Consider the following 25,891-nt stretch of genomic DNA (forward strand, 5'->3'; position numbering starts at 1 on the left):
AAAAATAATAACTAAGATTGAAAAAAATTAAAGGTATTTAAAAAATGATATGAATAAAAATAATAACAATATTGTGTATATCTAAAAATACACCATTGTCATTTTGTGGTAAATCCGTGTAGATTTCTTGTAACTGAAAGATTTTTCTGGAAATCATAGGCACGATCATGATTTGCTAACAAGATGTGTTTATACTGTGAAGGCTCTTACCTTACCAAATTTTGAAAGGACTTGATGATGGATGATAAATTAAAACAAAGTGCTCTCGATTTTCATGAGTTTCCTCATCCTGGGAAAATTACTGTCACACCAACCAAACCATTAGTAACCCAACGCGACCTCGCATTAGCCTACTCTCCAGGGGTAGCCGTGCCGTGCTTGGAAATTGCGGATGATCCACTGAAAGCGTACCGCTATACAGCAAAAGGTAACCTTGTAGGGGTTATCTCTAACGGTACAGCAGTACTGGGTTTAGGGAATATCGGTGCATTGGCCGGTAAGCCTGTTATGGAAGGGAAAGGCGTTTTATTTAAGAAATTCTCGGGCGTTGATGTTTTCGATATTGAAGTGGATGAAACCGATCCAGACAAACTCATCGATATTATTGCGTCGTTAGAACCGACCTTTGGCGGTATCAACCTCGAAGATATTAAAGCACCAGAGTGTTTTTATATTGAGCAAAAATTACGTGAACGCATGAATATTCCTGTGTTCCATGATGACCAACACGGTACCGCGATTATCTGTACGGCAGCGGTGATCAATGGTCTGCGTATTGTGAAAAAAGAAATTGGCGATGTTCGTTTAGTGGTATCCGGTGCGGGTGCGGCCTCGATTGCCTGCATGAACTTATTAGTTGCATTAGGATTAAAACGTGAAAACATCACCGTTTGTGACTCAAAAGGGGTCATTTATAAAGGTCGTGATGAGCGAATGGATGCGACTAAAGCTGCTTATGCCATTGAAGATAATGGACAGCGTACATTAGCGGATGCGATTCCTGACGCGGATATTTTCCTCGGTTGTTCTGGTCCTCGACTATTAACACCAGAAATGGTTAAAACCATGGCAAAAGACCCGCTGATTTTAGCCTTGGCAAACCCTGAACCTGAGATTTTGCCACCACTGGCGAAAGAAGTTCGCCCTGATGCGATTATCTGCACGGGACGTTCAGACTACCCGAACCAAGTTAACAACGTGCTGTGTTTCCCATTCATCTTCCGTGGTGCTTTGGATGTGGGGGCGACCACCATTAACGAAGAGATGAAACTGGCGTGTGTATATGCTATTGCGGACTTAGCGCTGGCGGAGCAAAGCGAAGAAGTGGCTTCAGCATATGGCAACCAAGATCTGTTTTTCGGTCCAGAATACATTATTCCTAAGCCGTTTGACCCACGTCTGATTGTCAAAATTGCGCCAGCCGTTGCGAAAGCGGCGATGGAATCGGGTGTCGCAACGCGTCCAATTACGGATATGGATGCATATGTTGAAAAATTGAATCAGTTTGTGCATAAAACAAACTTATTTATGAAGCCTATTTTCTCTCAAGCGAAAAAAGAGTTAAAACGCATTGTTTTAGCGGAAGGGGAAGAAGAGCGTGTTTTACATGCAACTCAAGAGTTAGTTTCTCTTGGTTTAGCTTTCCCAATTCTGGTTGGGCGTCCAAGCGTGATTGAGATGCGTATCCAAAAACTAGGATTACATATCGAGCTGGGCAAAGACTTTGAAGTGGTCAACAACGAAAATGACCCACGCTTTAAAGAATACTGGCAAGAATATTATCAGATCATGAAGCGTCGTGGCATCTCCCAAGAAATGGCGCGTCGTGCCTTGATTGCGAACCCAACCATTATCGGCGGTATCATGGTACTGCGAGGTGAAGCAGATGGCATGATCTGTGGTTCAATCGGTAGCTACAGTGAACATTACCAAGTGGTTAAAGACCTGTTTGGTTTCCGTGAGGGGGCTCACGCTGCGGGCGCAATGAACGCTTTGTTATTACCAACGGGTAATACGTTCATTGCCGACACCTATGTGAACGAAGATCCAACCCCTGAAGAGTTAGCGGAAATCACGTTAATGGCGGCGGATACTGTTCGTCGATTTGGTATTGAGCCAAAAGTTGCGTTGTTATCCCGTTCAAGTTTTGGGTCTTCAGATTGCTCATCGGCACAGAAAATGCGTGATACGCTAGCGTTAGTGAGAGCCCGTGAACCAAACTTAGAAATTGATGGTGAAATGCATGCAGATGCGGCATTAATTGAATCAATTCGTAAAGATGTGATGCCAGATAGCCCATTGAAAGGTTCTGCAAACTTATTAATTATGCCAAACATGGAAGCTGCACGTATTAGTTATAACTTACTGCGCGTGACCAGTTCTGATGGTGTGACGGTAGGTCCAGTATTAATGGGTGTTGCTAAACCCGTCCATGTTTTAACGCCAATTGCCTCAGTTCGCCGCATAGTGAACATGGTGGCATTAGCAGCAGTGGAAGCTCAAACAAACCCACTGTAATTATTGCATTGATAATAATTTATCGAATGATTGATTAATTATCGAGTTCCCCAGAAAGACTTCCATTCTTGTTAATGGGAGTCTTTTTTATTTGAAAATGATTATCATTATCTGTATTTTGAATGGCTTCAAAGTCACTATATGGAAAAGATAATGATATCAGCACGTTCTTTGAATTATTTAACGAAAAAGTCATCACTCCTGAGCTTAGGAGTGCTTTTCGTTTTGAGTTTCACACAGCTAGGATGTACCTCTCAAACGCCAAAACCTGCCACACAGTTGGATCCTCAATTAACTCAAGTCGGTAAAATCATTGATTTGGATTCCGGTAAATCCATCACACCACAGCAATTAATCCAACAACTTGCGGCATCCCCACGGGTCATTGTTGGGGAAAAACACGATAATATTTATCATCATCAAATTGAGCAGTGGGTGGCACAAGAAATGCAACAGATACGCCCGCAAGGGGCGGTATTGCTAGAGATGCTTACTCCCAATCAACAAAGTAAGGTCGCCAATGTCCAGAAACAAATGCAAGGCAATCCTTATATTCGAGACGAAAAATTACAAGAAGTGTTGCATTGGAATACAGGTTGGCCATGGGCACAATATGGGAATTTAGTGAAGTATTTGTTAGCTCAGCCATACCCAGTGTTAGCGGCAAATATTAATCGAGATGCCGTTATGGAAGCTTACAATAACCCGCCTAAGCTGACAGGAAAGCACTCAACACAACCCGTTATTCAAGCATTAATCAATGAAACCATTAAACGCTCACACAATGGTGAATTGGATGATATTCAATCTAACAAAATGATGAATATCCAACAGCTAAGAGATAGGGCAATGGCTCAAGGGTTATTGGATGCACCTGCTCCAGCGGTTCTTTTTGCTGGGGGATATCATGCAACACGAGCAATTGGTGTTCCATTACATGTACTCGACCTTGCACCTAATGAACCATTGAAAGTATTGATTATTTCTGAGGTAGGTGAAGAAATCGACAACCTACATGCGGATTATGTGTGGTATACGCCGAAATAATCACCAATAGTCACTAATATGATGATTTAAAATCGTTAATTTTGTGAAGTAATCATCATATTTATTTACAAATAATTTCCATTTGCATTCGTTATTAATTATCATTTGCAACTCTATAAAAGCACGTAAGATGAATATGAGCACAATAACGTTTGAAAGTGGGTATGTCAGTAGAACCACCAAAATGGGCGGATGGCTGGCTTTAGCAGTCGTTTTACACGTTGCTATTGTGGGGATTTTTATTTGGACAACGCATAATGAACGATGGGAAGACTCACTGCCGCCACCGTCTGTGGTGATGGAGTTGTCTATCGAAGCTCAAGCTAAACAGTTAACGGAAGTGAATATTGGAAAAACGCAAGAGCTTGCCGTCGCGAGTGAATCTCACAAGACACCATCGGAAGATATCGCGATCCCTGCTTTGCCCGTTAATGAACAAGCTGAAGTGCAACTCATTAAGGCTGAAGCCAAAAAAACGAAGCCTGAGCTGAAAAAACAGAAACAGGAACAGAAGCAAGTTAAAAAAGTGCAAACCACCGATTCGAAAGCCAGCGATGCACCTGCGACCAGTGATGCCGCCGCACCGGTACTAAGTCAAAAAATTGCAGCGGAACTGAATAGCCAATCAGATGCAAATGATAGCCTTCAGAAGCAATGGGAAGCCATCGTGCTGGGAAAATTGAATAAATATAAGCGCTACCCAGAAGATGCGAGCAAACGCAATCGTATCGGCAAACCTGTGGTGATGTTTACGGTGGATAGCCAAGGCTTTTTACTTGATAGCAGTTTAGTGGGCTCATCAGGTACGCGCTCTTTAGACAAAGAAGCCCTGCAAGTTTTATCGCGTGCCGCGCCGTTACCCGAGCCTCCGACGAAGATATTAAACAATGGGCGGATAACTGTCAGGTTACCTATTGATTTTACACTTAATGATAAATAGATTGGATTCACTATGCATAATAGAATCACCACATTTTGCGTGGTCACACTACTAGGGTTATATGCAGCCAGCAGCGCTGCGGAGGATAAAATGCTAGCACCAATAGCGAAAAAACAGCCCCATGTTATGACAATTCATGGTGACGAACGTGTCGATAACTATTATTGGTTAAGAGATGATAACCGTGAAGCTCCAGAAATTATTGAATATTTGAATCAAGAAAATGCCTATACCGCGCAACAACTTGAGCGGGGTGAGCCATTAAAACAACAAATTTACGATGAATTATTATCCCGAGTGAAGCAGGATGATGAATCTGTACCCTACAACTACAATGGTTATACGTACCGCTCTCGTGTCGTGGCAGGGAAAAATTACTCAATCTATGAAAGACGCCCAATTAATAGCAACGACGAATGGACAGTATTAGTTGATGGTAACCAACGCGCAGAAGGCGTTGAATATTACCGGATGGGGGCATTAGCGATATCACCGGATAATACAACGATTGCGATTGCGGAAGACCGCCAAGGTCGTAACGATTATGCTGTCTCATTTCGTAAAATTGATGACTCCACGTGGCAAGAAAATGTGCTGACAAATACGTCAGGCAATATCGTTTGGGCGAATGATAATCACACGTTGTTTTACGTCAACAAAGACAAAAAAACATTGCTGCCTTATCAAGTAGTTAAGCATCAATATGGGACTTTGCAATCGGCTGATAAGCTCGTGTATGAAGAGAAAGATGATACTTACTACGTTAGCTTAGCGAAATCGACTTCCAAAGATTATATTTTAATTGGGATTACCAGTACTGAAACGTCTGAATACCGTCTTCTTGATGCAAATCAGCCGCAGCATGATGCAATAGTTCTACAACCACGTAAAACGGGTGTGGAATATTATCCTGACCATTTTAATGGAAAATTTTATATTCGCTCAAATCATCAGCATCCATTATTTGGTTTGTACATTGCAGATAATGCGGCAGCTCCGTGGGTCAGTTATATTGCGCCGCGTGACAATGTTGATCTTGAGGATTTTGCCTTATTCAATAATTGGCTAGTCATTGAAGAACGTCAAAATGGTCTCGTTAATATTCGCCAAATTAGCTGGTTAACTCAAAAAGAGCATGCTGTCAGTTTTGAGGATCCCGCTTATATGGCGTGGATTGGCAATAACCCAGAGCCGGATACCGATAAATTACGCTACGGCTACTCCTCGATGACGACACCTTCTTCTGTGTATGAAATTAATATGCTAACGCAAGAGAAACAGCTATTAAAACAAGAAGAAGTAAAAGACTTCAACAAAGAAAATTACCAAAGTGAGCGAATTTGGATTACGGCGCGAGATGGTGTGAAAGTGCCTGTTTCATTGGTTTATCGCAAAGATAGCTTCAAACAGGGTAAAAACCCGCTGTTAGTCTATGGCTACGGAGCGTATGGATACGGCATCGACCCATCATTTAGTTCTTCTCGATTGTCCTTGCTTGATCGCGGATTTGTGTATGCTATCGCCCATATTCGTGGCGGCGGCGATCTGGGTAAAAATTGGTACATTCAAGGTAAAACCGTCCATAAAATGAATACCTTTACGGACTTTATTGATGTTACCCACGCATTATTGGCGCAAGGTTATGGGGAAAAAGGTCACGTCTATGCCATGGGCGGCAGTGCCGGTGGTCTATTAATGGGGGCTGTTGTTAATATGGCGCCTGACCTATATGAAGGCGTAGTATCTGCCGTACCATTTGTTGATGTGGTCACCACCATGCTTGACCCTTCAATTCCACTGACAACAGGGGAATATGACGAGTGGGGTAATCCTGAAAATGAAGAGGATTACTGGCGAATTAAAGCCTATAGCCCGTATGACAATATTAAAGCGCAGCATTACCCTCATATTCTAGTCACTACAGGATTGCATGACTCACAAGTGCAGTACTGGGAACCTGCTAAATGGGTTGCGAAATTACGCGATCTTAAACAGGGCAATTCACTATTGTTATTAGAAACCAATATGAATGCAGGACATGGCGGAAAATCAGGTCGTTTTAATGCATTAGATGATATTGCAAGGGAATACAGTTTTATTCTGATGTTAGAAAACAAAGAAACATATTTTCCAGAATATAAATAATAAGTAGCCAATATAAGGTTATCTAGGATTAGTTGTATGGTTATTAAAACCGACAACTAATCCTATTCGCAGAAATGACATTTATTCTGCGTTTGCAATGTGAGCGACTGTTTTATTAGTACGTTTACAGGAATGGTTTAATGAATAATAAAATAATAATCATGGTAGCTGGGACTATTTCCACTGGCTTCCAAGGGTTCGCTTTGGCTGAAAATACACAGCAGACAAATCAGCAGCAGGATGATGTGGTTAATTTTAGCCAATTAAAAGTCTCTGGCGCACAAAAACAAACGCCGCTGGTGAAAGCATTAGAAAAACCAGGGGCATATAGCGCGGTAGGTACTGAAAATAAACTTCAGTCTATGGATAAAATTATCCGCTCTATGCCGGGAACTTACACTCAAATGGACGCAAGCCAAGGCACCATCAATGTGAATATCCGTGGTCTCAGTGGCTTTGGCCGCGTGAATATGATGGTGGATGGCGTCACGCAAAGCTACTACGGAATATCACCCAGTAAATATACTCACGGGATGCAGCCAAGTAATGATTTTGGCTCACTGATTGACCCTAACTTTATTGTGTCTGTTGAGGTAGAGAAAGGGCAACTCAACGGCAGTAATAGTGTCAACGCCTTAGCGGGTAGTGCAAATTTCCGAACCTTATCCATTGATGACGTTATTTTTAAGGATAATTTATGGGGAGTGCGCAGTAAGGGGAGTTGGGGTGATAATGGGCTCGGATATAATGGGATGGTTTCTGTTGCAGGAAAATCCTTATTAAACGATGGCGAAGGGTATTTCGGTGGTTTAATTGCAGTGAGTGGACATAATATTCCTGGAAGTTATAAAAACGGGGATGGTTTTGATACAGATGAATTTGCAACAGACCCGACATTTAAACAAAAACCGCAATCTCAATTAACCAAATTAAAGTATAAACCGAATGATAGCCATGAAGTCGAATTCAGTGGTCGATTTTTACAAAATAAGCTAACCAGCCGTAAGATTAATAGCGAAGATTATTATCTGAAATATAAATACACGCCAATCAATGAATTGATAGATGTTGAGGTGCTCGCCAGTCATGGGTTTAACACGCAAAAATTCCAAGGCGAACCTATTGGTGGTGCATTAAAGGATGCGGAGTCAGAGAATAAATCAGACAGTATTAATATTTCCAATACTAGCCGTTTTTCTTATGGTGAGATGGATTTCAAATGGCAGCTTGGTTCGAAGCTAATGAAAACTAAGTACCAAAAAATCACGCAGCCAGTGGAAGATCCAAATACGGTTATTTATAACCCATTTTCTCCGAGCGGTACGCAAGATATTGCGAGTTTGTATACCCAATTTGAAGCGCAGTATGATATTTATACGGCTACCTTTGACCTCAATTACCTTAATTATCGAGTTAAGGGGTATAAACCCGCTTGTGATGAAACGGAAAAATGCTTCCCTCAAGAAGCGAGTACATTAAATCTACGGGAAAGTGGCATTAACCCCGGAGTGTTGGTTTCCGCCCAAATTATTCCTGAATTTCAACCTTTTGTGAGTTATGCGCACTCAATGAGAGCACCAAACTCTCAGGAAGCTTTTTTCTCTCAAAATGGTGGTCAGAGTATGAATCCATTCCTAAAAGGAGAAAAGTCGCAAACTTGGCAGGTAGGTTTTAATAGTTTTAAGCCAGACTTAATTGTAGAAGGTGATCAGTTCAACCTGAAAGCGCTGTGGTTCCATACACATATCAAAGACTACATCACGAGTAAGTCTTTCCTGCTATGTCGTGCAAACTCTCAGGAAGAGTTTGATTGGTGTTTAATTAATGATGATGTGTGGGATAAAGAAAATCCGGATATTTTCCAACGCGCAGATATGTATGTGAACGATCCCCGTGATGTTAATTTACGCGGTTATGAGCTACAAGCAAACTACGATGCAGGGGTATTTTACTCCATGGTTTCTTACACCCAAGAGTCTGGCAAACAACCAGTGTCAATCAACAGTACATCGGTATTTAGTGCAGGGGACTTTACCCAATTACCTGAATATTATGTGACTTTAGATTCTGGCGTGCGTTTATTTGATGAAAAACTGACGCTTGGCTCAGCCATTACATGGACGGGACCTTCTAAGCGCATTAGCCCAATTCCGGATGGAGATATAAATGGGGATGCGATGACTGAAAAATATGAGAAGCAACCTACTATTGTTGATCTATATGCAGATTATGAAATCAATAAAAACTTCAAGTTAATGATGGCGATTAATAACCTCACAAACGAAAATTACACGGATGTATTAAACCGTGCTAATTCAGGTGCTGTAATGGAGGAACGAGGTCGCAATAATGAAACGGGAAGGGGACGTAGTTATATGATTGGTGGGCAAGTGCGTTTTTAACTAAGCAGTAAAATAATTAAGGCGTTTAGTCTTTTTAGTCTTACACACTAACGACGATTGATAGACACGCGCTTTAAACGCTATTCAATATTGGATACCCTTCTCGCAGTTTATCTCCTTGGATTTATTACAATAAGGTAATAAATCCAAGGAGAACCATAATGAAAATAACCAATAAAATTAATGTGCTCGAATTGATCTCTCCTGAGATGCAAAAAGTGATTGCCTATTATGCGCAGAAAGATCCTGTTGAGCCCAATGATGGAAGTTATGAGGCTCAGCGGCTTGCTTATATTGAGGATCGGCGTTATTGGAATGCGAATTCCCCAGAATTATTTAGCATAAAAAACAATCTTGTCCCAACAGACAAAGGTGACGTTGTCACGCGAATTTATCACCCTATAGAAAAGACGCCTGCCACACTGTTTTACTTGCACGGAGGTGGATTTATTCTCGGTAATCTCGATACGCATGATCGTATTATGCGCTTACTGGCACTGTACACAGGTTGTACGGTGATTGGCATCGATTATACACTTTCTCCAGAGGTGCATTATCCCCAAGCCATAGAAGAGGCGGTCGCGGTGTGTCAATTCTATTATCAGCACGCTGAGAAATTCACGCTCAATATGAACCATATTGGATTCGCAGGAGACTCAGCAGGCGCAATGCTAGCGCTTGCCAAGGTATTATGGTTACGGGATAAACACATTTACTGTGGTGATATTTGTGCAGTGTTGCTGTGGTATGGATTATATGGGTTACACGACTCGCGTAGTCGTCGCCTGTATGGAGGAGAATGGGACGGGTTAAGGCGAGAAGATCTCCAAGAATATGATAATGCTTATTTAACCGCTTTAGGTAGTCGCGAAGAGCCTTACTATTGTTTATTTAATAATGACCTAACACAAGGTATACCGCCTTGTTTCATTGCAAGTGCTCAATATGACCCATTAATTGATGATAGCGAAACATTATTTCAAACGTTTCAAGCACATAAAGTCCCATGTGAATATAAAATGTATTCAGGGACATTACATGCTTTTTTACATTACTCTCGTATTATGCCAACCGCGGATAGTGTGATTCGGGATGGTGCCATATATTTTATAAAACAGCTATTTGGTTGATTTTTTCGTGCGAACCTTTTGAATGTTGGTGACTTGGCTTTCCACCCACCCATCATTCAAGCGTGTTTTGAGTTGTTGACCTAATTTCACTTGGCTGGTCTTTTTCAACACGGTGCCTTCGGGAGTTTCACTGATACTAAAACCGCGGGCGAGTGTGGCGAGAGGACTAACCGCCTCCATTTTTGAGCATGCGACAGCGAAACGTTGGCGGTAGCGGGTAACTAAGTGGGTCAACATATTTTGCAAATGATACTGGGTTTGCTGCAATTGGCGCTGTTGACGCTGCAATTGAGGACGTAAGTCATTTTGCATAAGTCGACGCTGGTTTTTATCAAACTTGAAGGTTGATGATTGTAGTTGGCGATTGATGGCATTTGTTAGTTTTTGGCGTAGAGCAGAAATTTGATTTTGTTGCCGAGCAAGACGTAGTTGAGGGTGTTGTTGTTGCAAGCGATGCTGCAAGCGTGCAAAACGTTGTTGCTGAGCCGCTAAGTAATAATCCATCGCCATTTCGAGATGTTGCTGCCCTGATTTTAGCTGGCGCAGCATTTCAGTTTGATTACGACTGACAAGCTCTGCTGCTGCGGAGGGTGTAGGCGCTCGAACATCAGCAACATAATCCGCAATAGTGACGTCAGTTTCATGACCAACGGCGCTAATAATTGGTAATCGGCTATTAAAAATGGCTCTCGCAACGATCTCTTCGTTAAATGCCCATAAATCTTCCAGAGAACCACCACCACGACCGACAATTAACACATCGCACTCATGACGTAAGTTCGCCAGTTCGATAGCTCTGGCGATTTGTGCTGGCGCTAAATCCCCTTGAACCGCGGTTGGGTAAATCACCACTGGGAGGGACGGATCGCGACGATGAAGAATATTCAAAATATCATGTAAAGCCGCACCGGTTGCAGAGGTGATGATACCTACCCGTTTTGCCGGGGACGGTAAGGCTTGTTTGTGAATAACATCAAACAAGCCTTGAGCATTGAGTGTTTGTTTGAGTAGCTCAAAGCGCTGTTGCAGAAGACCTTCACCCGCAGGTTGCATGCTTTCGATAATCAGTTGGTAATCACCGCGTGGTTCATACAGTGTAACGGTCGCACGAACCAAAACTTGTTGCCCATTTTGCGGGCGAAAGGTGACGCGGGTATTTTGTCCACGAAACATTGCCGCGCGAACTTGTGCACGATCATCTTTGAGAGTCAGGTACCAATGTCCTGAACTGGGCTGCGAAAAATTGGAAATTTCGGCAGTTAACCAAATTCGGCCCATTTGAGTATCAAGAAGTTCTCTTACCGTTTGGTTGAGCTTGCTGACGGAATAAATTGCGCTATTTTGTTGAGTCGACATGTGAGCTAGATCAAATTTTAAAACAATGACTTAATTGACTGATACTAACGCAGCCGACGGACTTATCAAGTTTTTTTTGAAAAAAGTGCTGGAAGCAACCGATTACGGTGTGTATAATGCCGCGGCAATATTTTATACCTTTCATAACGCTGCCTGGTGGGATATTGCCTATGTTACGCATTAAAAAAGAAGCACTAACTTTCGACGATGTTTTACTCGTTCCTGCACACTCAACTGTACTGCCAAACACGGCAGATCTGTCCACTCAACTGACTGCAAAAATCCGCCTGAATATTCCTATGCTCTCCGCAGCGATGGATACTGTCACCGAATCTGATCTGGCTATCGCACTGGCTCAAGAAGGTGGTATTGGTTTTATCCATAAAAACATGTCCATTGAGCGCCAAGCTGAAGAAGTTCGTCGCGTGAAGAAACACGAAAGCGGCGTGGTTACCGATCCTGTCACTGTTACCCCTGAAACCACGATCCGTGAAGTGCAAGAATTGGCCGAACGTAATGGTTTTGCGGGTTATCCTGTTGTCTCTAAAGATAATTCTTTAGTCGGTATTATTACAGGTCGTGACGTGCGTTTCGTGACAGATTTGGACCAACCAGTTACCGCAGTGATGACACCAAAAGAGCGTTTAGTGACGGTAAAAGAAGGCGAAGCACGCGAAGTTGTATTACAAAAAATGCATGAGCAACGTGTTGAAAAAGCCTTAGTGATCGACGATAGCTTCCATCTGTTAGGTATGATCACCGTTAAAGATTTCCAAAAAGCAGAACGTAAACCAAATGCATGTAAAGACGAACAAGGTCGCTTACGTGTCGGTGCGGCTGTAGGTGCAGGTCCAGGCAACGAAGAGCGCGTTGATGCCTTGGTTGCTGCGGGTGTGGATGTCCTGCTGATTGACTCTTCACACGGTCATTCTGAAGGCGTTTTACAACGCATTCGTGAAACACGTCAAAAATACCCTGATTTACAAATTATCGGTGGTAACGTTGCAACGGCTGAAGGTGCGAAAGCGTTGGCTGATGCTGGCGTTAGCGCAGTAAAAGTGGGTATTGGTCCAGGTTCAATCTGTACGACTCGTATCGTAACCGGTGTTGGTGTGCCTCAAATCACTGCGATCGCTGAAGCGGCGGGGGCATTAGAGGGTACTGGTATTCCTGTTATTGCAGATGGCGGTATCCGTTTCTCTGGTGATATTTCTAAGGCTATCGCAGCGGGCGCAGCATGTGTCATGGTGGGTTCCATGTTCGCAGGTACCGAAGAATCTCCGGGCGAAACAATTTTGTTCCAAGGTCGTACCTATAAAGCATACCGTGGAATGGGCTCTCTGGGCGCGATGTCTAAAGGTTCTTCTGACCGTTATTTCCAATCAGATAACGCAGCCGACAAACTGGTACCAGAAGGCATCGAAGGTCGTGTGGCATACAAAGGTCGCCTAAAAGAGATCATTCACCAACAAATGGGCGGTTTACGTTCATGTATGGGTCTGACAGGCTGCGGTACTATCGATATGCTGAGAACAAAAGCTGAATTCGTTCGTATCAGTGGTGCGGGTATTCAAGAAAGTCACGTTCATGATGTGACTATCACGAAAGAGTCTCCTAACTATCGTTTAGGGCAGTAATTACCCTTTAAAACGGTAAGTAAAAAGTTTCAGGGTGGCGCGATATCGTGGTAGCGCCACCGCCTTTTATTTTGACTTGAATTGTTGGAATTCTCCTCAAATGACTACAAATATCCATAAGCATCGCATTCTTATCCTTGACTTTGGCTCTCAGTACACTCAGCTGATTGCTCGTCGTATCCGTGAAATTGGCGTCTACTGTGAACTGTGGGCATGGGATGTCACGGAAGAACAAATTAGAGAGTTCAACCCTAACGGCATTATCTTGTCTGGTGGTCCAGAAAGTACCACTGAAGCAGACAGCCCACGTGCACCTGAGTATGTTTTTAATGCAGGCGTTCCTGTATTAGGTATCTGCTATGGCATGCAAACCATGTCTATGCAATTAGGTGGTGCCGTTGAGGTGTCTGGTGAGCGCGAATTTGGTTACGCAAACGTTGAAATTCTTGAAGATTGCGACCTGTTCCGTGATATCCAAGATGCAATTAACGAAGATGGTAAGCCAGTTTTAGATGTATGGATGAGCCACGGCGACAAAGTGACTGCAATCCCATCAAGCTTTAAAACGATTGCCAGCACGCCTAGCTGCCCATATGCCATCATGGCAGATGTTGAAAAGCGTTTCTATGGTGTTCAGTTCCATCCTGAAGTAACCCATACACACCAAGGTTTGAATATTTTAAAACGTTTCGTGTTGGATCTGTGCCAATGTGAAGCGCTGTGGACTTCAGCGGCAATTATCGAAGATACCGTTGCTCGCTTAAAAGAACAAATCGGTGATGACCACGTTCTGTTAGCGCTGTCTGGTGGTGTGGACTCTTCTGTCACTGCGCTGCTATTACACCGCGCTATCGGTAAGCGCCTAACTTGCGTATTCGTGGATAACGGTTTATTACGTTTAAACGAAGCTGAGCAAGTCATGGAAATGTTCCAAGGTAAATTTGACCTGAACATTATTCATGCAAAAGCAGAAGACCGCTTTATGAATGCTCTAGCAGGTATTTCTGATCCTGAGGAAAAGCGTAAGAAGATTGGTCACGTATTTATTGAAGTGTTCGATGAAGAGTCTTCTAAGCTTCAAAATATCAAATGGTTGGCTCAAGGTACTATCTACCCAGATATTATCGAATCTGCGGCTTCAGCAACGGGTAAAGCGCACGTTATTAAATCTCACCATAACGTAGGTGGCTTACCGGAAGATATGAAGTTGGGTCTGGTTGAGCCGCTAAAAGAGCTGTTCAAAGACGAAGTACGTAAAATTGGTCTGGAGTTAGGTCTGCCATATGACATGCTGTATCGTCACCCATTCCCAGGTCCAGGTTTAGGTGTTCGTGTTCTGGGCGAAGTGAAGAAAGAGTACTGTGACTTACTGCGTCGTGCAGATGCTATCTTTATTGAAGAGCTGCATAAAGCAGATCTGTACAATAAAGTGAGCCAAGCGTTCACGGTATTCTTACCTGTTCGTTCTGTTGGTGTCATGGGTGATGGTCGTAAATATGACTGGGTTGTTTCTCTGCGTGCAGTAGAAACCATCGACTTTATGACCGCACATTGGGCACACCTGCCATATGATTTCTTAGGTCGTGTTTCTAACCGTATTATCAATGAAGTGAATGGCATTTCCCGCGTAGTGTATGATATCAGCGGCAAGCCACCAGCAACCATTGAGTGGGAATAAAATAACGTTTATCAGCAATAGTTGATAAAGGTTAAAAAACAAGAGCCATCAGTATGTTACTGGTGGCTTTTTTGTTTTTTTAAATATAAAACAGTTTTATTAACTAAGCTGGTCAAATATCCAGCCTCAAATTTTTACTTATCTCATCAGCCAATGTCGTCGGAACTTCCCACTCCTTGGCGAGATCATTCCATTGTGAAACTGCATCGATAGTTTCATCGATAATATTATCGATTTTTTGTTTGTTAAATGCCGGGCTGAGCTTGATTAAAGAATAAAAATCGTCGCGGCTAAAATCATCTCTTTTCCCATTTAAACTCATCCAATGGCTATTTACCCACTTGCTGCCAGGCTTATAACTATAAGCAAGATCGTATGCAGGCGCTAAAATCCATTTATTATCTTTAAGCATAAATGCAAAGTTTTTCGAATGGTCATCATGATTACGAGCGATAATATTAAATGCCATACGCCTCAATAATTGGTAAGCGTCATTTGCAGATAATCTCAGTTCGCGCGCTATACCAAATAGTTCTGCATAAGAAAATGAGCCTGGCTTTTTATAATCCACATGGGCTAGCCCGTTTAAGGTTTGTACATGAATTTTTTGATTACCAATGCGATCAAAACGCTGAGTAATAAAATGCCGTCTAGCACCTTCATCTAATAAATGGCAGGGCATCATATCTACACCGCTCTGTCTTGCCATCAGGTGATAAACATATTCCATTGCCCCGTAGCCTAGGGGATCTCCAAACGTTTCTTGGTTTTTATTATGCTCACTGACGCCATCAAATTTCATTAAATAATGCGTGAAGTTATCCGGAATATCAGATTGACCTGATCGAACTTGGGTAAAGTCTTGGTTAAAGGCAAGCACAGCCTTAGGTCTTGCTCCACCTGCACTCATTCCGACAGAAAGTAGTTCAATCATGGCAGCCGAATCTTCTTGGTGATTACGATTTAATTCCAAATGAAAATCGCCACGTAAATCGAGAACCTCCTGTGCGATAGCAACAAGAGATTCAATCTGAATGTCGGATTGCTTATTACCGGAATGAAGTTTTGTAGCAGGGATGTACTCTAGTGCGCCCATTCCGCGTTTTCCGGTGTATTGCAGGCGCTGCAAAGGTGTAATGCTGTCAACGGATTTACCTTGGCTCGAAACCCAAGCATTCATGACTGCGTTACCAAAATCATCGGGCAGAGAATCGGCAATTAACCCTGGTAGCCCTTTGAATGTCTGATAATCGAGCTCAGGAAAACGATAAATATGCGGAGATAAAGGCATCTTTAACGGAGAAAGCTGGATGCCTTTTTTAATAAATTCAGGAGTGTATTCAAACGCGCCAAGACCCGTAGAGGAATCAAAGCTTAATGCACCAATACTGTCACCTTGGTAGCACACTTCGATGACTTCCATTACCATTCTAATTCTTCCTCTTCAATATCAGTACGTTGTCCAGATGCACGTTGACGTTTTTTTCCTTGTAGCTTCATCAGCTGAATAGGGGATATTGGCTGTGGAGGTAAAAATAAATCTAATTGTTCAGTTAGGTTGAGTGCCATCATGATGGCAATAAACATTTCTAGCTGAGCATGACCTTTTTCTGCGGCCATGATTGTTTTGCGTGAGACACCAACAAATTGCGCTAATTCAGCTTGGGTTAAATTTTGATTGAGTCTCGCTTGCTTTAGACGTTCACCTATTTGCTCTGCATAGGCTAAAGCGGATTTTATCTTGGTCATAATGTCCCCTAATTTGGACATAGTATGCAATATTACACTTTAATGTATCAAATATAGGACTTTATAATGCGCTAGTCAAGTTTGTCATTAAGTCCCATATTATGGACCTAATGTGTTTTTATCGCCTTGAAGTCCATAAATTGGGACTTTGCTATGTTTTTATTATTTTCATTTTGGATGGAACGCTCACGGGGAGATGATGGCCGATAAAATCAAAATAGACGTATAGAAAATAACTATAAATTCATAAAATGTGATTTTTTATTCAAAATATCCCAATTATCACTTGTTCAATTAATTCAGCTTGTTATTATCAGCAGCCTATATGCATAGAAGGTATATGTTCACTCCCCGTAATCATAATAATAAAGGTGAGGGGAAACTCACTGAACCATGGCTAAGGATAAAAACGTGTCATTTCGTCTTAGATATCTTGCTCTTTTGCCTTTGTTGGTTGCGACAGCCTGCCAGCAACCCGCGAAAACCAACATCATTGAAACCTCATCAGCACAAGTTCAACCCGCGGTCGTTAATAATTCGTGGATAGAAATTTCGCACAGTGCGTTGGATTACAATATCAAGAAAGTGCAAACATTATTAGGTGATAAAGCGGGGTTGTGCGCCGTTTTAAAAGGGGATGCCTATGGGCATGATTTGACACTCGTCACACCAGTGATGATTGAGAATAATGTCCAATGCATTGGATTAACGAGTAATACAGAGTTTAAGCAGGTTCGTGATTTAGGCTTTAAAGGTCGTTTAATGCGAGTGCGTAACGCCACTGAGAAAGAAATGGCTCAAGCGACGGAATTTCATGTAGAAGAACTCATTGGTAACTTGGATATGGCGCAGCGCTTAAATGCGATTGGGGCGAAACAAAACACCATTATTCCTATTCATCTTGCATTGAATTCAGCCGGTATGTCGCGCAATGGATTAGAGGTTAGCAATGCTGAGGGATTACAACAAGCTAAGCTAATTTCGCAGTTACCAAATTTAAAGATTGTCGGGATTATGTCGCATTACCCAGAAGAAGATGAAGCACAAATTAGACAGGATCTGGCTAAGTTTAAAAAACAGTCTCAACAAGTGTTAAAGATGACAGGGCTAAAGCGTGAGGACGTGACACTGCATGTGGCGAATACTTATGCAACATTAACGGTACCGGAATCGTGGTTAGATATGGTACGTGTTGGTGGCATTTTTTATGGTGACACTGTTGCGACCAACGATTACAAACGTGTCATGACGTTTAAATCAAATATTGCGGCTGTTAATCATTATCCGAAAGGAAATACAGTGGGTTATGATAGAACTTACACTTTGAAGCGTGACTCAGTGTTAGCCAATATACCTGTCGGCTATGCGGATGGATATCGTCGTGTCTTCAGTAATGCTGGCCATGTATTGATTAATGGTCAACGTGTGCCGGTTCTTGGGAAAACATCCATGAATACCGTAATGGTAGACATTACTGACCTTAAAAATGTTCAGCCAGGGGATGAGGTTGTCTTTTTTGGTAAACAAGGCAATGGAGAAATTACCGCTGAGGAAGTTGAAGAGATTAGCGGTGCTTTGTTTACAGAAATGTCCATTTTGTGGGGAGCCACAAACAAGCGGATTCTTGTGAATTAAGGCATTTTATCTGAACTTAAACCCGTCCATGTGGCGGGTTTTTTTATGTATATGGAGGTATCAGAATAATTGCAATTTACTATGACGATCCGATAAGTGCGGTTTAACAGAATTGTTATCGAATCATGAGTAGGGATATGTTAGCTTGGAGATAACCTTTTCAATCTGAATAATGTCAGAAGGCAAATAGAAGAATTAGAAGGATATTCTATGTATCAAGTTGATTTACATGCTCATACTATCGCCAGCACCCATGCATTTAGCACTGTTAATGAATACTTTGCAGAAGCCGCCGCTCGTGGCATGAAACTATTTGCGATTACTGACCATGGCCCAGAGATGCAAGATGCTCCACATGAGTGGCACTTTGGGAATATGCCAATATTGCCACGCATTGTTAATGGCGTTGGTTTGTTATATGGAATCGAAGCAAACATTAAGAATAAGCAGGGTGAGACGGACTGCAATGAAAAGATAGCTCGTCACCTAGATATTATTTTAGCGGGTTTCCATGAGCCTGTTTTAGAACCACAAAGTTTAGAAGAGAATACTGAAGCGATGATCGCCACTATTCGTAGCGGAAAAGTGCAAATTATTACTCATCCTGGTAATCCCAAATATCCTATTGATATTAAAGCCGTTGCCCAAGCAGCCAAAGAGTGCAACGTGGCACTAGAGATGAACAACTCCTCTTTCTTGCATTCAAGAGCGGGTAGTAAGAAGAACTGCATAGAAATAGCAAAAGCGGTGAAAGAAGCGGGTGGTTGGGTTGCATTAGGCTCAGATTCTCATCATGTTAGCTATTTAGGGCGTTTTGATGAAGTGATTGAAATGCTGAAATCGATCGATTTTCCGGAATCTCGAATTTTGAATACCACGCCACGTCGTGTTTTAGACTTTTTAGAAGCTCATGGGCGTAAGCCTATTCCTGAGTTTGCCCATTTTTAATTTTAAAATTTAAATTATCCGTTTAAAAGCCATTCAAGATTGAATGGCTTTTTTACTTGAAGTAAGCAAAAAAAGTTCTCTTTAGATAAAAATAAAAGTCAGTACATCTTAAAAAAAGAAACTTTATTAAATTTGTAAGATAAAAATTGAGTTTTTAAAATAAAAACGAAGAAAAAATAGATATCAAATAAATTGGAATGAAGATGATCTTTAAAACCAAAAAATTAACATCAAGGTTATCTTTAATTTATCTATTTGATATTTATTAATAAATTAACTTCGCAGTAAATCAAATAAAGATTGAAAATTAACCTATGAAAGTAAATGGAATATCAACAAAATTAAAATATTTATTCATTAAAATAACCTATAAAAAATTTAAGAATCTTTAATATTCTCCTATTGCGAAATGATCTACAGATATGATTTATTAGTGTGGCAAGAACATCCTTGCTTAATAAATTAATCTTAAGGTACTTAGTATGAAAAAGTTATTAGCAATCGCAACTGTATTGTCATTAGCTGTTTCTGGTGCTGCATTAGCAAATACAACAACCAAAACTGAGCCTGCAGCGCCAATTGCTGCCGCTCATCACTCAGCGAAAACTCATCACGCAAAAGTGAAAACTGAGAAAAAAGTGAGTGCAACTAAAGATAAAAGTGCCGAAAAAGCCATTTAAATTTTTAGCTACACCAAAATATAAGTTTTATATCAATGACTCGTTAGTTTGAATTTAAATAAGGCGTTCAAAATGAAAAAATTATTAGCAATCGCGACTGTTCTGTCATTAACTGTTTCTGGTGCCGCACTAGCAAATACCACTGCGAAAACTGAACATGTAAACCATGGTGTGAAAACTCACGAAGTTGCCAAAGCAGAACACAGTAAAAAAGAACTTAAAAAGAGTGAAGTCAAACAAACTGGTGAAGTAAAAGCGCCAGAAGCGACTAAAGCAGGTAAATAAGTTCGCTTTACTCCTCTAGATTACGTCACGGTGCCATGGGGGTATAATTCCATGGCGCTGCTTGACCGCTTATATGGTATACTGCGCATTATTTTTAAATCAGTGTAACCGTATGAATTATCAATGTCCCCTGTGTTTTAAACCTCTCAATTTAATTAACAGTAGCTATCGTTGTGAAGTAAACCACCAGTTTGATTGCGCCAAAGAGGGTTATGTTAATTTACTTCCAGTGCAACATAAGCGTTCGAAAGATCCGGGCGATAGTTTAGAGATGATGGTATCGCGCCGCCAATTTTTAGATGCCGGGCATTATCAACCTATGCGCGATCAAGTCGCGGAAAAACTTGCACAATATTTACCTGAAAATAGCCAAAGCGTACTCGATATTGGGTGTGGGGAAGGGTATTACACCGATTATTTTTTACAGTCATTATTAGCAGCATCCAAGCCCATCAACATGTATGGGCTTGATGTTTCGAAGGTCGCGATCCGTTTTGCTGCTAAGCGGTACAAATCAGTCAATTTTTGTGTCGCATCGAGTCATCGTTTACCTTTTGCTGATACCAGCATCAGTGGAATTATTCGTATTTACGCACCCTGTAAAGCACAAGAGCTCAGTCGCGTATTAATGTCTATGGGCATCTTAATTACCGTGACGCCCGCAGCAGAACATCTGCAAGAATTAAAAGCCTTGATTTATGATGAAGTGAAATTACATCCAGCAAAAGAGGAAGATCTTCCTGATTTCAAACTGATTGATGAAACGCGTTTAAATTACGCGATGAGTTTGGCTGGTGAAGAGGCATTTGCATTACTTGAGATGACGCCATTTGCATGGAGAGCGTCTGAAGAAGTGAAACAGCAATTAAAACAATCAGAAATTAAAGCGTATACCGCAGATTTTTTGATTCGAGTTTATCAATATCAACCGTAAACTCACGGTGAAACTTTTGAACGAGCCCCCTGAACAAGTCAGGGGGATATCGAATATTACGGTGCGTACATAAACAATTCGAGATGTTCAAAAAGGATATTGAAGCCAATCGCGATAAGTACCAAACCACCTAATATTTCTGCTTTTTTTCCTAGTAGTGGACCCACGTAACGTCCAATCATCATACCGATCGTCGCCATAATCATGGTGGTTAAACCAATGGTCATTGCTGTATGGACAATATCGACTTGTAAGAAAGCTAAACCTAAACCAATCGCCATTGCATCGAGGCTGGTGGCTATCGCGGATAACACAAGGTTTCCTGCACTATGACTTGATGGTTTATCGCAGCAGTCTTCATCTTTCGTCGTCAGACTTTGCCAGATCATACGACCGCCAAGGATGAATAGTAGGGCAAAGGCAATCCAGTGATCCCAACGGATCACATACTGGCTAGCTAAAATACCGATTCCCCAGCCAATGATTGGCGTAATGGCTTCGATAAAACCAAAGATAAATCCAGTACGGAGAATTTCACGAAAACGGGGTTTATGGAGTACTGCACCTTTGCAAATAGCGACAGCAAAAGCATCCATGGATAGTGCGAAGGCGAGGATGAGAGTGGCGTAAAAGCTCATAACAATAATCTCGGTTGGGTGTTTCCATATACACATAAATTACCCCCAACCAAAAGGCGTATTTATGTGTCTATGGTCTTGCCAACCAATAAATGGCATCCGCACCACGTTTAAAAACAAACGAGTATGTTGATACGGATTTTCTGGAAAGAATATATTTCCAGAACAGGCTACTCCCCAATGACGTGGGACGAAAGATATCATAGATTTTAATAAAGGCAAAATATTAATTATTAATAATGATTTCTGCAAATGATAATAATTTTCATTTTCGATATTAACAAAATTAAGGTTAATTAAACATTTAATTAACCTTAATATTTATACCAATATATAAAGTAGTTATTTGTGATTAATGAAGAAATCATAAATCTTTTGTAAATCATCAAGATGGTTGACTTGAACATGGATTTTCTTTTGCTCCAATCCAATCATTAAAATACCATCTTCAGATAAATTCATTGTTTTAATTCGCTCATATAAAATAAATGTATTGGCGAAATAAAAACCGGTTTGTTTAAAAAATACTTTCGGACGACGAATAAAGGCTAAATAAATAGCCATAAAAATAGTAATCATTAATAAATAAGTGGTTAATAAATTACCATGTCGAGCAATGTTTGTATAAATGACGATGCAAATGAGAACAATAAAAATGATGGCATCGGCTCTGTGTTTACGTTTTAAGTTAACTTTTAATAGAGTTTTGCCCTTCAGAATTCCTTGGATAAATTCATCATAGATTGCGTATACAAGCATGATCAAAATGATAATAGCTAAAATTGCATCATTTAAGGTCATTTGAGTACCCATGACTAAGTGGACGAGCTATCAAGCTTAAAAGTAAAAAAGGGAGGCTGCAACCTCCCTTTCTTGATATTGAATAGAAATTATGGCGCTAAGAAGTTTAACCAAGCACCAAGGATACCTAAACCGAAGAAGCCGATAATAATCCATAAAGCGTTCACTTTACGGCGTAACAGCCACATACAGGCGAAGGTAAGTAACAGAGGCACCAAGCCAGGCATTAATTGGTCAAGGATCATCTGAACGGTAGTGATGTCTTCAACACCTGTAGTTTGGTTTTTGATCCGCGAAACTTCGAGTGGAATATTGACATGAGTCCATTTATTGACCAATGCCCCCATAACGAACAGACCGAGAATTGACGCCCCCTCTGTCAGTTTTTGCAGGAACCCACCACCAATATCCTGAACGATATCAATCCCTTTTTTATAGCCATAGGCAACACCATAGTAAAGTGTCAGCAAACGGACTAAGTTAAAAAGAACAAAGAATAGCAGCGGCCCTAATAGGCTACCTGTCATTGCGATACCCGCACCCAATGCAGCAAACACGGGACGCACGGTTCCCCAGAAAATAGGGTCACCGACACCCGCTAATGGTCCCATCAAACCGACTTTAATACCGTTGATAGCACCGTCATCGATATCTGCACCGTTAGCGCGTTCTTCTTCCATCGCCATTGTGACACCTAAAATAGGCGCGGCAACGTAAGGATGAGTATTAAAAAACTCTAGGTGACGTTTAATCGCTTGTTTACGATCATCATTGTTGTCTGGATACAAACGACGAATAACAGGAACCATTGAATAGCAAAAGCCTAAGGCTTGCATACGTTCAAAGTTCCATGAACCTTGTAATAAGTTAGAGCGTAGAAATACGCCGCGAATATCGCTTTGAGTTAACCGCTTTTCGGTTGGTTTTGTGATATCGACCATTATTGCATTCCTCCTAGTCCAGCTCATTGTCGAGGTTGTTATTGCTGTTTTGTGTGACAACAACCTGAGATTTGTTGTATTTAGGGCTGAGTTGGATATATAGGATAGCCATCACAGTTCCAATCACACCAAGCGCAACAAGGTTAAAGTTAGTGAATGCTGCAGTGACGAAACCTAAATAGAAGAACGGCATGAGGTAGCCAGCGCGCATCATGTTAATAACCATCGCATAACCCACAACAACAATCATACCACCCGCAATATTCAGACCGTCAGTAACAACCTGAGGGATGGAATCCAGCATCTGTTGTACTTCTGATGTCCCGACTGAGACAGCAACAATGAGAGCCGGAATGGCGATACGCATTGCTTGAAGTAATAATGCAGAAATATGAATAAAGCCAATCGCGGATAAATTACCATTGAGCGCAGCACGGTCAGCAGCATGTTGGAATGCAACAGTAACTGTACGTACAATAATGGTGAGGACTTGACCCGCAGCAGCTAATGGTATCGCGATTGCAATACCCGCGCCGATACTTTGACCACCTGCGATAACCAGAATGGTTGAAATGATGGAGGCTAATGCTGCATCAGGGGCAACCGCCGCACCGATGTTCATCCAACCTAACGCGATCATTTCCAGCGTACCACCGATAATAATACCGGTTTTCATATCACCCAGAACAATACCAATAAGCGTACAGGCAATGAGAGGGCGGTGGAACTGGAATTCATCGAGGATTGATCCCATACCGGCGATACAAGCCACAACGAAGACCATTACTATTTGAACAACGGTAAGTTCCATTGTTTAATCTCCTGTAACCAACAAGTTTTTAAGACTGTTTTTGAGTAACGGTTCAATATGAACTAATTTCTAAAACATTATTTTTTGAGTTTATTAATTAAATCCATCATGTGGACTTTACTGTCTGAAGCAACTTTACGGACTTCTAACTCAATATTTTTGTCATTCAAATACTTAAATGCATCGATATCTTTTTGGTTAATTGATACGGCATTGGTGACCATGGTTTTTCCTTCGGTATAAGCCATTCCACCGATATTGACCGAGTCAATTTCAACGCCTTGTTCAACAATGCGTTGTACGTCTGTTGGATTAGTAAATAACAGCATGACACGCTCACCCGAGTATTTCGGGTTGTTGTAAACGCGGACACATTTATCTACGTCAACAACGTGGGCGGTGACACCAGGAGGGGCAACTTGCTTCAGTAGCGTGGAACGTACAGTGTCTTTTGCCACTTCGTCACTGACCACGATAATGCGTTTAACTCGCATCTCTTTGGTCCAGCGCGTCGCGACTTGACCGTGGATTAAACGGTCGTCAACACGGGCTAAAGCAATGATCATATGTTCACCTGGACCGGCAATAACAGGTTGTGGAGCAGGTGTGTTGACGGCTTTAGGTGCGGGTGCTTCTGCAACAACTTCTTTAAACTTGAATGGACGGATGCCACCGCGACCTGTTTCGAGTGCGACAGTGATCAGCTCATCCATGGATGGGTTATCATCGCGGCACATGAAGGTCTCGACGAGCATTGGGACATTTACGCCTGTAATGATTTCGTAATTGTCATGCTCATTGGCAATGCGCGTAGCAGCATTAAATGGACTACCTCCCCACGTATCAACAAGAAATAGCACACCAGCTGAGGTATCAAGAGTGGTCAGCTTTTGTGTGTATTTATCGAATAGCGTGTCAGCATTTTCCCCAGGGACAAAGTCAATAAACGAGACGTTTTCTTGCTCGCCTATTAACATCTCGGTGGTTCGGAGTAGCTGTTCGGCAGCAACTCCGTGGGTACCAATCATAATAGCTATACTCACTATTTTTCCCTCTTAACAGATAAATCGAAACATCATTGACGATAGAATAGAAGTTAGAAACCGAACTTCTTCTCTATGTGTTTCCCCTGCACCTTAAATAGTAGCTGAATAAATTCAAACTAAGTGGCTAGCTAATAATTAGTTAAGTGCAATTATTAGCTGAATGGTCAGTCCAATCATATCACTAGGATTAATCTAAAAAACTTGTTTCGCGTCAGAAAAATAAAAACCGATCCAAATATCACTGATAAATAAACCTATAAATCTGAAAATATAATATTCTTTAGATAAATAATCTTTATTTTGTTTAGTTAGCGATGTATTGCTTTGTTATCGGTAACAAAAAGAGAATTTTTTAGAGGGTGATTGTTAGAATTGATTGAATAGTGAGCAAATTTAGTCTGAGGGATAGAATCTTCAGTAATAAAAGGACGAAAGTATAGATTCAAAAATAAGAGAAAAGGCGATAAAAACAGACAAAGCAAAACAACCATAAACGATAAAAATCGAAAGCTGAAACGAGCAAAGCTGATAGAGAGAGACAGAATGGTGGTAGGGAGTCGTAAGGGCAATT

The 25,891-nt window shown here is 41.4% G+C and carries 21 protein-coding genes and 1 riboswitch; of the genes, 13 read left to right on the forward strand and 8 right to left on the reverse strand.

The features are described 5' to 3' along the window. Positions 1–237: 237 nt before the first annotated feature. From maeB to aes, 6 genes are all read left to right on the forward strand, one after another. Positions 238–2,517: an NADP-dependent oxaloacetate-decarboxylating malate dehydrogenase gene (gene maeB, locus PR795_RS12465; protein WP_006661616.1), complete on the forward strand. Its 2,280-nt coding sequence runs from the start codon at positions 238–240 to the stop codon at positions 2,515–2,517. A 153-nt stretch (positions 2,518–2,670) separates the two neighbouring features. Then, positions 2,671–3,564 (forward strand): ChaN family lipoprotein, encoded by an 894-nt coding sequence (locus tag PR795_RS12470; protein WP_036979426.1) that lies wholly within the window; start codon positions 2,671–2,673, stop codon positions 3,562–3,564. Positions 3,565–3,700: 136 nt separating this feature from the next. Then, positions 3,701–4,504 carry an energy transducer TonB family protein gene (locus tag PR795_RS12475; protein ID WP_154636556.1) on the forward strand — a complete coding sequence of 268 codons (804 nt, stop codon included), beginning with the start codon at positions 3,701–3,703 and terminating at the stop codon, positions 4,502–4,504. Positions 4,505–4,516: 12 nt separating this feature from the next. Continuing rightward, complete coding sequence (locus PR795_RS12480; protein WP_181479970.1) at positions 4,517–6,649, forward strand: S9 family peptidase; 2,133 nt, start codon at positions 4,517–4,519, stop codon at positions 6,647–6,649. Positions 6,650–6,789: 140 nt separating this feature from the next. Beyond that, positions 6,790–9,051: a TonB-dependent receptor domain-containing protein gene (locus tag PR795_RS12485; RefSeq protein ID WP_006658869.1), complete on the forward strand. Its 2,262-nt coding sequence runs from the start codon at positions 6,790–6,792 to the stop codon at positions 9,049–9,051. A gap of 161 nt (positions 9,052–9,212) precedes the next feature. Then, positions 9,213–10,181 carry an acetyl esterase gene (gene aes / locus PR795_RS12490; protein WP_272516858.1) on the forward strand — a complete coding sequence of 323 codons (969 nt, stop codon included), beginning with the start codon at positions 9,213–9,215 and terminating at the stop codon, positions 10,179–10,181. On the opposite strand, the gene xseA is transcribed toward aes, so the two are convergent. After that, positions 10,170–11,537: an exodeoxyribonuclease VII large subunit gene (gene xseA / locus PR795_RS12495; protein ID WP_006658867.1), complete on the reverse strand. Its 1,368-nt coding sequence runs from the start codon at positions 11,535–11,537 to the stop codon at positions 10,170–10,172. The genes aes and xseA overlap by 12 nt on opposite strands. 170 nt (positions 11,538–11,707) lie before the next feature. Between xseA and guaB the strand changes: the two genes are divergently transcribed. Then, on the forward strand, positions 11,708–13,174 hold the full coding sequence (gene guaB, locus PR795_RS12500; protein WP_006658865.1) for an IMP dehydrogenase: 1,467 nt from the start codon (positions 11,708–11,710) through the stop codon (positions 13,172–13,174). Positions 13,175–13,274: 100 nt separating this feature from the next. Further along, the gene (gene guaA, locus PR795_RS12505) at positions 13,275–14,852 is read left to right on the forward strand and encodes a glutamine-hydrolyzing GMP synthase (protein ID WP_006658864.1); all 1,578 of its coding nucleotides are present in this window, start codon (positions 13,275–13,277) and stop codon (positions 14,850–14,852) included. 112 nt (positions 14,853–14,964) lie between these two features. Here the strand turns inward: guaA and PR795_RS12510 are convergent, their stop codons facing one another. Beyond that, positions 14,965–16,281 (reverse strand): type II toxin-antitoxin system HipA family toxin, encoded by a 1,317-nt coding sequence (locus PR795_RS12510; RefSeq protein WP_006658810.1) that lies wholly within the window; start codon positions 16,279–16,281, stop codon positions 14,965–14,967. Beyond that, entirely contained in the window at positions 16,275–16,601 is a 327-nt protein-coding gene (locus PR795_RS12515; protein WP_006661622.1) for a helix-turn-helix transcriptional regulator, read from the reverse strand. Before PR795_RS12515 ends, PR795_RS12510 begins: the two co-directional genes overlap by 7 nt. A gap of 411 nt (positions 16,602–17,012) precedes the next feature. Here PR795_RS12515 and alr point away from each other — a divergent pair, with 411 nt between their 5' ends. The 5 genes from alr (at position 17,013) to rlmA (ending at position 21,083) form a co-directional block, all read left to right on the forward strand. Next, positions 17,013–18,236, forward strand: coding sequence for an alanine racemase (gene alr / locus PR795_RS12520; protein WP_181479968.1), 1,224 nt, complete (start codon positions 17,013–17,015; stop codon positions 18,234–18,236). A 210-nt stretch (positions 18,237–18,446) separates the two neighbouring features. Continuing rightward, positions 18,447–19,184, forward strand: a complete 738-nt coding sequence (locus PR795_RS12525; RefSeq protein WP_181479967.1) for a phosphatase — start codon at positions 18,447–18,449, stop codon at positions 19,182–19,184. 482 nt (positions 19,185–19,666) lie between these two features. Beyond that, positions 19,667–19,864, forward strand: coding sequence for a hypothetical protein (locus PR795_RS12530; RefSeq protein ID WP_006661625.1), 198 nt, complete (start codon positions 19,667–19,669; stop codon positions 19,862–19,864). Positions 19,865–19,936: 72 nt separating this feature from the next. After that, positions 19,937–20,149, forward strand: coding sequence for a hypothetical protein (locus PR795_RS12535; protein ID WP_006661626.1), 213 nt, complete (start codon positions 19,937–19,939; stop codon positions 20,147–20,149). 112 nt (positions 20,150–20,261) lie between these two features. Continuing rightward, complete coding sequence (rlmA, locus tag PR795_RS12540) at positions 20,262–21,083, forward strand: 23S rRNA (guanine(745)-N(1))-methyltransferase (RefSeq protein WP_181479966.1); 822 nt, start codon at positions 20,262–20,264, stop codon at positions 21,081–21,083. A gap of 56 nt (positions 21,084–21,139) precedes the next feature. Here rlmA and mntP read toward each other — a convergent pair whose 3' ends face one another. From mntP to manX, 5 genes are all read right to left on the reverse strand, one after another. Further along, the gene (mntP, locus tag PR795_RS12545; RefSeq protein ID WP_006661628.1) at positions 21,140–21,721 is read right to left on the reverse strand and encodes a manganese efflux pump MntP; all 582 of its coding nucleotides are present in this window, start codon (positions 21,719–21,721) and stop codon (positions 21,140–21,142) included. 6 nt (positions 21,722–21,727) lie between these two features. Beyond that, positions 21,728–21,912: riboswitch (yybP-ykoY riboswitch) on the reverse strand. A 151-nt stretch (positions 21,913–22,063) separates the two neighbouring features. Further along, entirely contained in the window at positions 22,064–22,522 is a 459-nt protein-coding gene (locus PR795_RS12550; protein WP_006661629.1) for a DUF986 family protein, read from the reverse strand. Between the two features lie 89 nt (positions 22,523–22,611). Beyond that, on the reverse strand, positions 22,612–23,463 hold the full coding sequence (locus PR795_RS12555) for a PTS mannose transporter subunit IID (RefSeq protein ID WP_006661630.1): 852 nt from the start codon (positions 23,461–23,463) through the stop codon (positions 22,612–22,614). A 13-nt stretch (positions 23,464–23,476) separates the two neighbouring features. Continuing rightward, on the reverse strand, positions 23,477–24,274 hold the full coding sequence (locus PR795_RS12560) for a PTS mannose/fructose/sorbose transporter subunit IIC (protein ID WP_006658800.1): 798 nt from the start codon (positions 24,272–24,274) through the stop codon (positions 23,477–23,479). A gap of 77 nt (positions 24,275–24,351) precedes the next feature. Continuing rightward, a complete protein-coding gene (gene manX / locus PR795_RS12565) occupies positions 24,352–25,317 on the reverse strand; it encodes a PTS mannose transporter subunit IIAB (protein ID WP_006661631.1) in 966 nt (321 codons plus the stop codon). Positions 25,318–25,891 lie beyond the last annotated feature (574 nt).

This window comes from Providencia sp. PROV209, from assembly GCF_028479485.1.
GTDB classification, from domain to species: Bacteria; Pseudomonadota; Gammaproteobacteria; order Enterobacterales; family Enterobacteriaceae; genus Providencia; species Providencia alcalifaciens.